A 13,290-nucleotide genomic window follows, 5' to 3' on the forward strand; every position below is an offset into this window, starting at 1 on the left:
CCTCCACTTTAACTTCTGACAGATTGTTCCGGTTAATTGGACAGGCAATAAACACCTTCAATCAAAGACTTAATGTATCTACAATATATTCAAAAGTACAGATTGTCAATCTGTACTTACAGGAGTCCGCATGCTTTTACCACTGATTCTTTCACCACTGCTTCTTTTACCACTCCTTCTCATAATCTGCCTTCAGCAATTCAAACTGGTTCCGTGTAAACCGGATCAGTCCATCCTGTGCCATCCGCTGCAACTCTCTGGATAAGGCACTCCGGTCCACAGTCAGGTAATCCGCCAGATCATTCCGGCTGAATGGAATTTCAAAGACGGGCGAATTATTTTTTTGGGCCTGCAGGCTTAAGTAGTGGATAATCCGTTCCCGCAGTGATTTGTGTGAGACCAGATCAAGCTTCTGAACCATCGACCGGTTATTCTCCAGCAGCAAGGTCAGCATATTCTCAATAATCCGGCTTCTCAAATGGCAGGTCGCCTGGCCCGGACGTACAATTTTGTTAATCTTGATGAACAGCACGCGGCACGCCGAGCCTGCAACCGCTTCGTAGCCGCTGGGCTCCTGCTCCAGACGAAGGGCGGTCTCCCCGATAATCTCCCCGCTCTCAAGCTCCGAGAATATGAACCGCATGCCCGAACTATTCTCCTTGCACAGCAATACATTTCCCTGCAGAATAATACCCGCCGAATCCAGATATTCCTCCTGCTTGAAGATGACATCCTTCTTGGCGAAATCCTTGATGGTACCCTGAAGACAACCGAGTGCCTGCTGCACCTCGCTGATCATAAATCCTTTAAATAAGACCGTGCTTTGGATTTTGTTCATATATTGCTGCACATTTATCCGCCTCCTGTTGCCATGGCAACAGAGTCATTGTACAAACTCTGCTACAATTCAATAAATGAGAACGATTCTCACCTTTTCTCATTATACCAAATGTTAAGAATCATTCAATATATACAGGAGGACGGCATGAGCGGAATGACTGCAGGCACAGTATTTTATTTCAATGACATGATTAGCATCCGGCCCTATCAGATATCGAGCAGAACACTGAATATCGCAGAAGGTTCGGGACAAGCCGCTGAAGCACCTGAATGGGTACTATACGGCATGGATAAGGATGAGACCATCAGCTCGGAGACCTCGCCCAGATCCAAGCTCATTCACGTACTGGAGGGAGAGCTCCACATGCTCATAGCAGAGCAGCCCTGTCCATTAACCGCCGGGGCAGCGGTAATCGTCCAAGCCGGTACCTGGCATGAATTCGCTGCGCAGAGCAGCTGCAAATTTCTGCAAATCAGCATATAACCTGGAGGTAGATCGTATGGAGCAAGAACACTATATTAAAAGATTGCCGCAAGCAGAAGTTATGGATTTACGGAAGATCATTACGGTGGAGGAGCAGCAGGTATCCAGCCTGACCCTGGTACAGCGCTCCAGTCTCGCCATGACACTGATCTCCCTGGATAAAGGCTCATCGATTGGCGGCCACTCCTCCCCGGGCGATGCCATGGTGAATATTCTGTCGGGCGAGGCTCAGATCACCATTGCGGATAAACCATACACGGTGTTGGCAGGGGAAACGATCATTTTGCCGGCTAATATTCCCCATGCGCTGTATGCTACAGAAGCCTTCCAAATGCTGCTGATTGTGGTCAAACCGGAGAAGAAGGAGCTGAGACACGTTGAAAAAAGAAGTCGGGCATAATTTCCTGGCCAAACTGGGCAAAAAGCGGCTGCGTCCCGGCGGTGTCGCTGCTACGGACTGGTTGATCCGGCATGCGAAGCTGACTAAAGACAGCCGGGTGCTGGAAGTGGCCTGCAACATGTGTACCACCTCTATCCAGCTTGCGCGGGAGTATAAGTGCCAGATTACCGGGATTGATATGGACCCCAGAGCACTTGAGAAGGCTGAGAAGAATATTAGAGATGCCAATCTGGAGGGTTACATCCAGGTCAGACAGGCCAATGCGATGAAGCTGCCTTTTGAGGATAACAGCTTCGACGTCGTGATTAACGAAGCGATGCTGACCATGCTGAATCAGGCGGCAAAGCAGAAGGCTGTAGCTGAATATTTCCGTGTGCTGAAACCCGGCGGAGTTCTGCTTACGCATGACATCACTTTTGCGAAGGACAATATGGCCGGGGAGCTGGCGGAGCTGCGCCGGACAATTCATATTAATGTAGAGCCGCTGCCTGTGGCAGAATGGGAAGGACTGTTCAACTCCACCGGATTCAAGAAGATCGAACATTCTACAGGCACTATGTCGCTGATGAGTGTTAAAGGCATGCTCCGTGATGAAGGTGTCCCCGGTACGCTGCGTATTTTCAAGAATGCACTCAAAAAAGAAAACCGCGCCCAGTTCAAGAAGATGTATACCTTCTTCAATACAACAGGCAAGGACCTGAATTATATCGCCGTGTGCAGCAGCAAGGACTGATGAAAAATCCCTGTGCCGCCTGGACTAAAGAGCTCATACACAACAAAAAGGAGCTGTCCCAAAAGCCATGAACTGGCTGCTTGGGATAGCTCCTGCTTTTGTAACAGCCTTCTTTGGCTGGGCTACGTTAAGCGCTCTGCTCTGAGATAGAGGCCATTACTTCGGCCGTTACATCTTTTCCGCCCCTGAGGTTCGTAATCAATGCACCAATGGTATAAATCGGCCCCCAGGGAATTCCCCACCAGCCTACCACTGCACTAAGCAGTGTGAACTTGAGTCCCTTAGCAACGGCATTCTCGTCAGCTCGGATAAAGTAGATATTGGAGCTTCGTCTGAACGTCATCAGGATAACCGAGAAGCAATACGTGTAAATAACGAATTTTCCGCCTTGCTGTATTTGACTCGTAATACTTCCGCTGTCCATACCCTCGATGCCTTTTATGATCATTGTAATTCCCCTTTAGTGGTTATAGTCATTCCAAGCTGAAATTCCAATGTAGCTGGATTATGTACATGCTCCAGATATTCTTGGCATCGCCGGTGCACGGGAAGGAATGCATCGCTATGAATACGCCCAGCCAGACTAATATATAATCAATTACCGTAGCGAGTCCGAACTGAATCACCGGGATAGCTGAAGGCAGCCCGATCAGGGCGATAATGATCGTATTCATCAAGGATGGGCCGAGTCCGATCCTTGATTTTGTGCAAGCATGCTCATTACAAAATCAAATAGCAGCCAAGCAGTGCAGAACACTGTTGGCTGCTATGCTTATGAACTCATTGCTGGTAGCCTGATTAATCCAGCTGTGTTCCGTTGCTGGCGATTACATTCTTGTACCAGTAGAAGCTGTCTTTGCGGAATCTGGCCAGTGTGCCGTTCCCTTCATTGTCCTTGTCGACGTAGATGAATCCGTAGCGCTTCTTCATTTCGCCTGTTCCTGCACTGACCAGGTCAATGCAGCCCCACGGAGTGTAGCCGATCAATTCTACCCCGTCCTCCAGCGCTTCACCCATGGTCTTGACATGTTCCCGCAAATAATCGATCCGGTAACCGTCTTGGATTGAACCGTCCGCTTCAACGGTATCTACAGCGCCAAGTCCATTCTCTACTACCATCATAGGAATACCATACCGGTTGTAAATATGATTCAGGGACCATCTGAGTCCTTGCGGGTCAATCTGCCATTCCCATGCGCTTGCCTGCAGATATGGATTCTTCAGCCCCATCGACAGATTGCCGCCAATAGCCTCCTGATCCGGCGCTGCACTCACGCAGGTGGATGAATAGTAGCTGAAGGTGTAGAAATCTACACAGCCATCCCGCAGTGTCTGCCCGTCCTCCTCCTCCACCTGGAGCTTAATATTCTTCTCCTTGAAGTATCTTGTGGCGAAGCCCGGATATGCGCCTCTGACCTGTACATCCGAGCAGAGGAAATTGCTCAGATTATCCTTTTGCTGCGCCAGCAGAACGTCTTCCGGATTACAGGTCAGCGGGTAAGAACACATGTAGGCAATCATGCAGCCGATCTGGAACTTCTCATTGATCTCATGCCCCAGCTTCACGGCTTTGGCGCTCGCGAGGAACTGGTGATGCAGCGCCTGATAACGCAGTTGCTCATTGTCGCCGATTGCCGAAGTGCCGAGCTCTGCATTGCCCTGCGGCATGATCGCTCCAGCCATGAATGTTCCGAACGGCATCGTCAGAATATTAATCTCATTGAAGGTCAGCCAGTATTTCACACTGTCCTTGTACCTATTGAAGATCACTTCACAATAACGGACATAGAAGTCAATCGTTCTGCGGTCGGCCCACCCGTTATAGGCTTCAGCCAGATGAAACGGGGTTTCATAATGGGAGATCGTTACCAGCGGTTCGATCTGATGCTTTTTGAGTTCGGCAAAGACCTGATCGTAGAATTGAAGGCCCTCCTCATTCGGCTGTACATCATCCCCATTCGGGAAAATCCGTGACCAGGCGATGGACAAGCGGAATACTTTGAAGCCCATTTCGGCAAACAAAGCGATATCCTCCTTGTAGCGGTGATAGAAATCCACTGCCTCATGGCTAGGATAGTTAGAACCGGCTTCAAGAACAGGTGTGATTCTTCTGGATACCATATGCGTTCCGGCAGTAATCACATCGGCAGTGCTTAGTCCCTTGCCTCCAGCATCGAATCCGCCCTCCAGCTGATTGGCAGCGGTTGCGCCGCCCCACAGGAAATCCTCCGGAAAACTTTTGTACAATGTGCTCATTATAGTTCCTCCTCGTTTGGGGTTTCTTTGCACAGATCAGATCATGACAGTCAGCAGATTCTCCCTGTAATCAATGCTCTTCAGGTCCGTCTCAATCACATCGAGATACTCGGCGGAATTTGAAATAATGACCGGTGTGGTCAGGGTATAACCGGCCTCTCTGATCGCCGCTACATCAAACTCCATCAGCAGCTGGCCTTTTTTGACCAGATCTCCTTGCTTGGCCTTAGGGGTGAAGTATTTGCCCTTTAATTTGACGGTATCCTTGCCCACATGAATCAGAATATCGACCCCGTTATCACTGGTGATCCCTATGGCATGCCCGGATGCGAACAATGTGGTCAGTACCCCGTCTACCGGTGAGTATACCTTGCCTTCCAGCGGCTCAATCGCGATGCCCTTGCCCATGGCTCCTGTAGAGAAGGCTTCGTCTGTCAGCTCGGACAGCGCTCTGACCTGGCCCTTCAGCGGACTACCCACAGTCTCCTGCTTCACCAGCGTATTGCGCGGGGTGCCTGTGCTCTTGCTCTCTGCAGCCTCTTCATCCTTAAATCCGGAGAAGAATACCAGAATAAAACCTAGAATGAAGCTGATTACAATCGCCGCAATTGCCCCGTAGAAGCCTTTATCCATACCGTCCGGACTGATATAGCTTGGGATGCCGAAGATGCCCAGACCGCCGAGAATATAGCCCTTGGTGCCCATCAGACCGACAATACCGCCCCCGACTGCCGCAGCGACACAGCTTAAGACAAATGGCTTCTTGCGCGGCAGCGTAATCCCGTATATAGCAGGTTCAGTGACACCGAAGATGCCTGAGATGATTGCCGGAATAGACAATGACTTGAGCTTGACGTTCTTGGTCCGCAGCAGAATAGCCAGCACGGCACCGGTCTGGGCAAAGGAAGCCCCGAAGGAAGCTGCCAGAATCGGATCGGATTTCAGCACAGCCATGTTGTTGAGCGCAATCGGCACCAGACCCCAGTGCAGGCCGAAGATGACGAATACCTGCCAGAACGCGCCAACCAGCAAGCCTTCAATAACCGGACTGAGATTGTAGAGGAACAAGGTTCCCTCTCCCAGCAGTTGTCCCGCCCAGGTGGAGATAGGGCCGATGGCGATCAGGGCCAGCGGAACGGTGACGAGCAGGGTGAAGAACGGGACCAGGAATGTGCGTACCACACTCGGAATCACCTTTTTGAAAAAGCCCTCCAGCTTAGATCCGATATAAGTAGAGATGATGATCGGAATGACGCTGGACGTATAAGACATTAGGATGACCGGAATCCCAAGGAAGGTAATATAGACCGGAGATTCAAAGATCGTTCCGCTAAACAGCGTATAGAGCGGCACGCCGGTTGCCATGGTGCTGCTAAATGTCGGATAGACCAATGTAGCACCAATAGCCATTCCGATAAAGATGTTGGCGCCAAACTTCTTCGCCGACGTATATCCGAGGAAAATCGGGAAGAAATAGAACAGGCAGTCCCCGAGCGCATTAAGAATCTGGTAGGTACCCGAAGTATTCGTAATCAGTCCCAGCGTCACAAACAGGGCAGTGAACCCCTTAATCATTCCTGTTGCGCACAGCACACCAAGCGTCGGAGAGAATACCCCGGAGATCATATCGATAAATCTGTTGAACAAGCTTGTTTTCCCGGCCGTGGCTGCCTCTGACCCGTCTTCCTGAAATCCGCCAGCAGCCATAACCTGGGCATATACCTCAGATACATGATTGCCGATGACGACCTGATATTGGCCGCCGCTCTGAATGACTGTAACGATTCCATCCATATTTTTCAGCACATCTGTGTTCGCCAGTGTGTCGTTCTTAAGTTTGAAGCGCAGACGGGTCACACAGTGGGTTAATCCGTTAACATTTTCTTTGCCGCCGACATTCCTGATAATTTCATTCGCGAGTGCATCATATTTCATCCTAAACCCTCCCATTCCCGATTAAAAAACAAAAAACGAAACCACACGGCAATATTCTGCCGATTTGGTTTCGCCTGCATGACCAGTAACAATCCAAAGGTTTTATTCAGTTTGTCTTTGTGTTACCCGCTGAATATGAATCGTCAAGTACAGCCTTTCCTCATCCAGAAGCCGGGTGTCCAGGTACTGCTCAATTTTGAGTACACAGCTATGCGCCTTTTTGTATTTGGTCCGTACCTGCTTGAGCAGAAAATCATCAACCGGCTCCACCGCTTCCTTCTTGCGTGACCGCTGAAAAAAATACCGGAGATGGGTAATGAACCGCTCATAGCTGACCGAACTCTCATAAATCTCGTTGTTATAGGAATACTTAACAATATTGAGAATGTCATCGATCTGTTGCGTCTGTCTGGTGACATCAGCAATTCTATGACCGGAGCTGTTTATTTGCGCATTGATCAGATGCAGGGCAATATTGCCGGCTTCATCCTCCGGCAGGCGGATGCGGGTATAACCCTCAATGATCTGCAAGGCTTGAAGTGCGATACCATATTCCTTGGGATAACAGCGCTGTATCTCCCAGATGAGCGGATTGGTATTGCGGATCCCCTGGTCCCAGAGCCTAAGTGCATGGGTCAAATGATCCGTTAATGTAACATAGATATAATCGCTTAGGCGCACCTTCAGGGAATGCTTGGCATATTCGATAATATCGTAGCTTAAAGCTACATATTCGGCGGGTGCATCTGCCATTAATGCTTTGAATTTCTCCGAAGCATCATTCTGCTTCAGTACAAACGTCTTCTCAATCAGGGATACATCGACCGGATCGCCGGCGTTCTTCTTGAATCCGATGCCGCGTCCCATGACCACCAGCTCATCTTTACCTGAATCCTTGGCAATAATGGCATTGTTATTGAAAATTTTTTCGATAATCAACCCTCTGCCCTCCTTTATCCCGAATTTCATTCATCAATACAGGATGTAGACGGATTAATCAAGGATTCCCGCGGCGTCCCGCAGGCCTTAACATAAAGAAAGGCAAAACCCAAAACACGTGACCATGTTTTGGGTTTTGCCTTTTCAGTAACAATCCCAAATTCAGAATAGCACTCTATTTCTCTTTTGGCAACAAAAATGTTTGCGCTTTCAATGAGCTTTATTCCGTCCGGATGACCGGAACATTCTGCGTACGCAAATAAGCAGAGGAATGATTTCCGGGTAATACGGAAATTAATCCTCTGCTTCATGTTACTGTTGAATAAGAACTTACACGGATGATGAAGTGACCGACCGGGAATTTCTCCAACGCAGCTTATACAGCTCCGGCAGGACAACTCCGATCAGCACCAGAATCACTCCGGTCCACTGCAGGCCGCTTACATGCTCATGCAGTACGAACGAGGACAGCAGCACGGCAACCGGCAGTTCAGCGGCACCGAGAATACCAGCCATGCCTCCGCCAATATGCGGAACACCGATGGCGAACAGGACTGGCGGGATAAAGGCGCCGAACAATCCCAGCAGGAAGCCGAACAGCAGCAGCTGACTCCACAGCAAACCGTTAAACAGGAAGTATGGCGGGAACAGGATGAACAGCAGCAGCAGGCCGCCGGTAACCATCCAGGCGCTACGGTAGGCCGGATGCGCAGCCGGAACGGCTTTGCCGCTGAAGATAATGAACATAGAGTAGCTTACCGCAGATAACAGCCCGAGCATAAGCCCGAGTGCGTTAAACTCGGCAGCTCCCTGATTCAGAATCCCGGCTGCCAGCAGCGTTCCCCCGAATAGCAGGATCAAGGTCAACACGGTGATCTTATCAGGACGCTGGCGTTTGCTTACGGCCTGGATCAGAACGCTGATCCAGGTGAACTGGAACAGAAGAATAATCGCGAGCGACGCCGGAATATACCGGAGGGACTGGTAGTACAGCAGACCGGTAACCACTGTTGGCGCGCCGGCGAGCATCAGCAGCAATCTGTGCTTCCAGGCCAGCTTCATGGCCGGAGCCTTGCTGACAGCAGCCGCGGCCGCAGTATTATTGCGGCTGCGCTGTTTACGGTTCTCTCTAACCTTAGTATATAAGGCCAGCAGCCAGGCAAGAATGCAGCCGGTCAGCAGCTGTGTACCAACGACTTCGCCCAGCTTATAGCCTTCTCCGTATGCTAATACAACGATTGTGGATAAAATGCCGTAGCTCATAGCGCCTACGAGCACGGAGATTAAGTATTTCATATCTTTCATTTCAATTATGCCTCCTGATTCTCTGTTGTGTCGGCCGCAACACGCAAATAATCCTAACTCCGGGATAGGGACCTGTGTAACAAAGTCCTTATCATCGTAGTTAGGAAGAGTAGGCTTCCTGTAGAAACCCTCGCCCTGATGTACCTGATGGCTGCGAGGTTATACGAGAACAATATGTAATTATCGGGTTGACGACTGTTCATATGTTACACGTCAAGTGAGCTGGCGTCAACCCTTAATTCTTAAAATTTGTGGAGTTACGGAACATAAACCTCTGTGACGGTATTAACCGTGTTATTGCTCACCGTAATCATACAAGGAGGGGCGAAGCCGGTAAACTGCTCATAATACGCAATAAACTCCGCTTTGCTGACGCTTTGGAGCGTTCCGGGATTCACACGGTCTATCAGCTTATACTCCGTTTCCGCCGTGACAGTGTAGAGATCGTTAATCTTATATTTGTTGAGGATATAGAATCCTCCCGGCAGATCCTCCTCCGTGATACCCAGGGCGGCAAAACGTTCAGAATCTTCAAGCGTCAGCCACTCCACCTGATCCAAATTCAATGTGTCGCTGTCCATGGCAAGACCTGTAACGTAACCAAGGAAGCTGCTCACAGGTGCAATTGCAAAATCTGCGGCAGTTGCCTCATAATCTACTACAAGATGGTCTCTGGATACCGGCTGGCCCAGTTCAGTTCTGATATATTGAACCGCCACCTGAATCGGGTCAAGCCATGCCTGTTCCGTCCCCCCATCAGCTCCCGCCTGCAGGCCGGCATAGTATGCAGCCAGAGTCTCTTCCGTCTCCGGTGTTTCGTAATACTCATTGCCGCGCGTATCCATCCAGCGTTCAACGGTCCAGATACCTTGCTCCCCCTGCTTCACCGGCTGGGATAATAACAGTTGGCTGGTCTCGCCAGTGGTCAAAATAAATTTGACCAGGATATGATTGCCGCTGAATGTCTCATGCGGAAGTATGCCTTTCCCTTTGAAGAACTTGCGGAGAGCTATCTCCTGACCGGCTGGCCGGGACATGTCGTTCTCCCCGCTCCTGATCTCCCCCAGATACTCCGGTATAGAATCCTGATAGGAGAATACAAGTATCGGCTTGCCCATACTCCCGTCTTCGGTAAGCATGCCGTCTTCTATATTTATATTTCCCAGCTGCATTAATTTGTCTGCATCATCCGGCTTCAGCCTGTATTCCAATGCCCAGAGCTGTACAGGCGTATCCAGCAGGTGATCGAATTCACCGATGCGCTCAAATTTAGTGATGGTGCTATTCTCAAAAGTTAGATCCGGCACCGCTCTTTGATAGGACGCAATATTCGCCTCAATGTATTGTTCTGCGTAATCCCTTTCTGTCATTTCTGCCTGCTGTCTGGGGTTGCCAAGCAGCCCCGCGCTGATCGCGGCGGTTCCGGCAATACAGAGCAGGACTACCCAGAATGCGGGTTTGCGGTAATGTAAAATATTACGGATCCGTCCTTTCGTACCACTCTCTCCAAAAGCAAGCGGCGAGCCGTAGGTAAAACGTCTCCCGGTTGACAAAGCTAACAGCGAAAGCGAATAATCCTGCTTGATCCCGCTGCCCAGCTGCCGGATCACACTCTCATCGCAGGATTTCTCCATATCCTCGCTCATCAGGAAGAATGCGAGCCAGACCAGCGGATTGAACCAGTGGATACAGAGTACAACATAGGCTAGAGGCTTGATGATATGGTCAAATCTGCGGATATGCACCTGCTCATGCTTGATGATATAAGCCCGCTCCTGATCCTGCAGACCGGGGGGAAGATAAATCCGCGGTCTCAGCATACCTGAGACAAACGGGGTTGAGATCCGCCTGGTTTCGTAGATGTTCCCGGATAAGAGCCGCGCGTTCTCCAGCCTGCGTCTCAGGCGGATTGTGGCAGTCAGGCTGTGTACAAGCATAATGCCAATCCCGGTAAGCCAAATATACAGCGCAGTCTGGGCCCATGGATTACCGGAAGCCGGGCTGTCTGCAGATTGAGCTGTAGCAGTCACTGACTGTGATACAGCATTCACTGGCTGCAGGCTTGCAGCACCTTGGCTCTCCTCCGGTACCTGCAGGACTTGAGCGGACCGGGAATCCGGCAGGACTGCCCCTGCAGCAGCTTGTGAAGCCGTCAATTTCACTGAAATCTGTTGCGCCTCCGCCGGTATTAGACTGATGGCACTCTCGAAAGAGAAAGGGCAGATCAGCCGAAACAAGACTATGGACCATAATGCATAGGAATAGATCTTGGGAACCCTGCGGAGCATCAGCCGCATAAGGATTACAATTACAATACAGTAGCTGCCTGTAATAGTCATCTTCATCAGGTGTTCCAACAGCTGATCCACGGCTATTCCTCCTTATGCTCCTTGATTAGCTTCACAAAGGCATCTACTTCGCTGTCACTAAGCTTCCGGCTTCTGGTGAATGCCGCCAGAAACCTGGGCAAGGAGCCCTCGAAGGTCTCCTCCACGAACTGCTTGCTCTGTTCGGCGTAGAAATCCTCTTTATTCAATATTGCCGTGACTATACCATTCCGGTTCTCACATATGCCTTTGCTCTCCAAACGCTTCAACATCGTATACGTTGTTGATTTCTTCCAGTTCAGTTCAGTCTCGCACAGCTTTACTAGCTCGCCTGAAGGAATAGGTTCATGGCTCCAGATCAAATCTGCGAATTTGGACTCCATATCCGTTAATGCATTTTTTCTCAAGTTATTCAGCCCTTTCGGTCTACAAGTTGTAGACTCAATTGAGTTCAGTTTACAACTTGTAGACCGGAATGTCCAGAACTGAAACCCAGCCCGTTCAACGTGCCAGCAGCACTCCTTTTATTGTTCTACTGTAGTCCCCAGCTTCACTTCACCTGTGATTTTATTCCATTGCAGGCCGATACCGAGAATCCCGCAGATTTCCTCCAGCGGGAACATTGTGCTATCGGGCAAGCTGCCTATTTTAAACTCACGGCCTGATTTCTTGCCATTGATATACAATTCGAGCGGATCGCTGACCTTAACCTGAATCGTCGAATTCCCGTAAACAAAGGACCAGACAGTGAAATGATAATTGCCGAGCTTCGGATCCGGATTGGATATCCCCCTGCTGACCTGTACACCAAGCGCCTTGAATACACTGGTTAACGGAACATACAGTTTGCCGTCAATCACTGCTGCGGTTCCATAAAAAGAGAACGGCTTCCCGTTCACGGCGAAAGTTAGCGGATGCTGGACCGGCGCCAGGACATAACCCTCTTCATCCCTGGTTGTCGTACCGCTGCCAGTCGCAAGTCCCGAGTCAAAACCGTCCCCCCAACCGAGAAAAGCACCCTCTTTGCGCTGGGCAAATCCGAAGTTCCCGCTGCTTCCCCAAATGTTGGTGATGCCGGCTCCGTCTTTTACCTGAAACGGTTTAACCTGCGCTCCTGAGTTGTAATTCCATTGCCAGACTGTCCCATTCTTCTTCAGTACATAGAGCCGGTAGAATCCCGCCTGCAGCTGATAGACGCCGTTAAGACCGGCAACGGGTGACGTCGCTTGAAGCTCCTTGTTCCAGCGCAGGATCTGGCCGTCGCTTCGGAGCAGGAACACCTCACCTTGGGAGGCTGTCATACTTGTTATAGAGGATGAAGCCAGCTTTCCTATACTGACCGGATCACCCTCAAGGCGCATCCGGTTCAGGACACTGTTATAGAGGCTCACCTGCTTCACACTGCCAGCCCCGGTAAGAAACAACGCATCGTTACCATTAATCACAGCGGATTTAATTCCTGAAACGCCTTCAAGCGCTAGATACCGGATCTGCACCAGCGTGCTGTCAGCCTGATCATAGGACGGATACCACAGCATTGCGGTCCCGTCTTTTTTCACAGCAATTCCCTTGGAGCCGTCCGTAGTCAGGAATGAAACGTCCTGAAGACCTTCGAGCTTAACCGGACCTCCCCTTCTTTGATTGGGCAGAATGGGGTCATTCGGAATGAAGCTGCTGTAGGCTTGACCCCAGCCCCATACCTCACCGCCCCCGCTGAGCGCGAAGGATGTATTCCCGCCTGCCGCCACCTGCACGATACCGCTTAGACCCTCCACTCTTCTGGGAACGTACTGATTAATGCTGGTACCGTCGCCGACCTGGCCTTGTTTGTTGTATCCCCAGCCGGTCACTGTCCCGTCGCTCCAGGCCGCAATTCCATGCGCAGAACCGCCGGATGCACTTACCACTTTTAACGCAGGCGCCGCAGCTGCTTCCTTGCCGGAAGGCAGGAATACGGACACCACCAGTATACATACTATGAGCTGAATAACTGTTTTACGTAAAAGCAAAGTCTTTTCCCCCTCGCACTCTTCTTTTCCCCATAATTATCCTATCAACTAGACTAGTATAC

At 50.3% G+C, this 13,290-nt stretch carries 13 protein-coding genes and 1 riboswitch; of the genes, 3 read left to right on the forward strand and 10 right to left on the reverse strand.

Translation table 11 applies throughout. The features are described 5' to 3' along the window. Nucleotides 1–166: 166 nt before the first annotated feature. The gene (locus MHI42_RS03980) at nt 167–838 is read right to left on the reverse strand and encodes a Crp/Fnr family transcriptional regulator (protein ID WP_216626738.1); all 672 of its coding nucleotides are present in this window, start codon (nt 836–838) and stop codon (nt 167–169) included. A gap of 147 nt (nt 839–985) precedes the next feature. Here MHI42_RS03980 and MHI42_RS03985 point away from each other — a divergent pair, with 147 nt between their 5' ends. The 3 genes from MHI42_RS03985 to MHI42_RS03995 are packed head-to-tail and all read left to right on the forward strand — an operon-like array spanning nt 986 to nt 2,457. After that, on the forward strand, nt 986–1,324 hold the full coding sequence (locus MHI42_RS03985) for a cupin domain-containing protein (RefSeq protein WP_342422830.1): 339 nt from the start codon (nt 986–988) through the stop codon (nt 1,322–1,324). Between the two features lie 16 nt (nt 1,325–1,340). Next, the gene (locus tag MHI42_RS03990; protein WP_171719290.1) at nt 1,341–1,724 is read left to right on the forward strand and encodes a cupin domain-containing protein; all 384 of its coding nucleotides are present in this window, start codon (nt 1,341–1,343) and stop codon (nt 1,722–1,724) included. Beyond that, entirely contained in the window at nt 1,702–2,457 is a 756-nt protein-coding gene (locus tag MHI42_RS03995; protein WP_342422831.1) for a class I SAM-dependent methyltransferase, read from the forward strand. Before MHI42_RS03990 ends, MHI42_RS03995 begins: the two co-directional genes overlap by 23 nt. A gap of 127 nt (nt 2,458–2,584) precedes the next feature. Here MHI42_RS03995 and MHI42_RS04000 read toward each other — a convergent pair whose 3' ends face one another. From MHI42_RS04000 to MHI42_RS04040, 9 genes are all read right to left on the reverse strand, one after another. Then, nucleotides 2,585–2,905, reverse strand: a complete 321-nt coding sequence (locus tag MHI42_RS04000; protein WP_342422832.1) for a hypothetical protein — start codon at nt 2,903–2,905, stop codon at nt 2,585–2,587. Nucleotides 2,906–2,930: 25 nt separating this feature from the next. Further along, nucleotides 2,931–3,134, reverse strand: a complete 204-nt coding sequence (locus tag MHI42_RS04005; protein ID WP_342422833.1) for a hypothetical protein — start codon at nt 3,132–3,134, stop codon at nt 2,931–2,933. 121 nt (nt 3,135–3,255) lie between these two features. After that, complete coding sequence (locus MHI42_RS04010) at nt 3,256–4,713, reverse strand: 6-phospho-beta-glucosidase (RefSeq protein WP_342422834.1); 1,458 nt, start codon at nt 4,711–4,713, stop codon at nt 3,256–3,258. 36 nt (nt 4,714–4,749) lie between these two features. Further along, nucleotides 4,750–6,648 carry a beta-glucoside-specific PTS transporter subunit IIABC gene (locus tag MHI42_RS04015; protein WP_340987426.1) on the reverse strand — a complete coding sequence of 633 codons (1,899 nt, stop codon included), beginning with the start codon at nt 6,646–6,648 and terminating at the stop codon, nt 4,750–4,752. Nucleotides 6,649–6,750: 102 nt separating this feature from the next. Then, nucleotides 6,751–7,587, reverse strand: a complete 837-nt coding sequence (locus MHI42_RS04020; RefSeq protein ID WP_342422835.1) for a PRD domain-containing protein — start codon at nt 7,585–7,587, stop codon at nt 6,751–6,753. A gap of 330 nt (nt 7,588–7,917) precedes the next feature. After that, nucleotides 7,918–8,883 (reverse strand): DMT family transporter, encoded by a 966-nt coding sequence (locus MHI42_RS04025; protein WP_342424684.1) that lies wholly within the window; start codon nt 8,881–8,883, stop codon nt 7,918–7,920. A gap of 86 nt (nt 8,884–8,969) precedes the next feature. After that, nucleotides 8,970–9,079, reverse strand: a riboswitch (purine riboswitch). A gap of 70 nt (nt 9,080–9,149) precedes the next feature. Then, nucleotides 9,150–11,261 (reverse strand): M56 family metallopeptidase, encoded by a 2,112-nt coding sequence (locus MHI42_RS04030; RefSeq protein ID WP_342422836.1) that lies wholly within the window; start codon nt 11,259–11,261, stop codon nt 9,150–9,152. Between the two features lie 2 nt (nt 11,262–11,263). After that, nucleotides 11,264–11,602, reverse strand: a complete 339-nt coding sequence (locus tag MHI42_RS04035; protein WP_342422837.1) for a BlaI/MecI/CopY family transcriptional regulator — start codon at nt 11,600–11,602, stop codon at nt 11,264–11,266. Between the two features lie 141 nt (nt 11,603–11,743). After that, nucleotides 11,744–13,228 (reverse strand): chromosome condensation regulator RCC1, encoded by a 1,485-nt coding sequence (locus MHI42_RS04040; protein WP_342422838.1) that lies wholly within the window; start codon nt 13,226–13,228, stop codon nt 11,744–11,746. Nucleotides 13,229–13,290 lie beyond the last annotated feature (62 nt).

Origin of the sequence: Paenibacillus sp. FSL E2-0178, assembly GCF_038593005.1 — a bacterium.
GTDB classification, from domain to species: Bacteria; Bacillota; Bacilli; order Paenibacillales; family Paenibacillaceae; genus Paenibacillus_AQ; species Paenibacillus_AQ phytohabitans.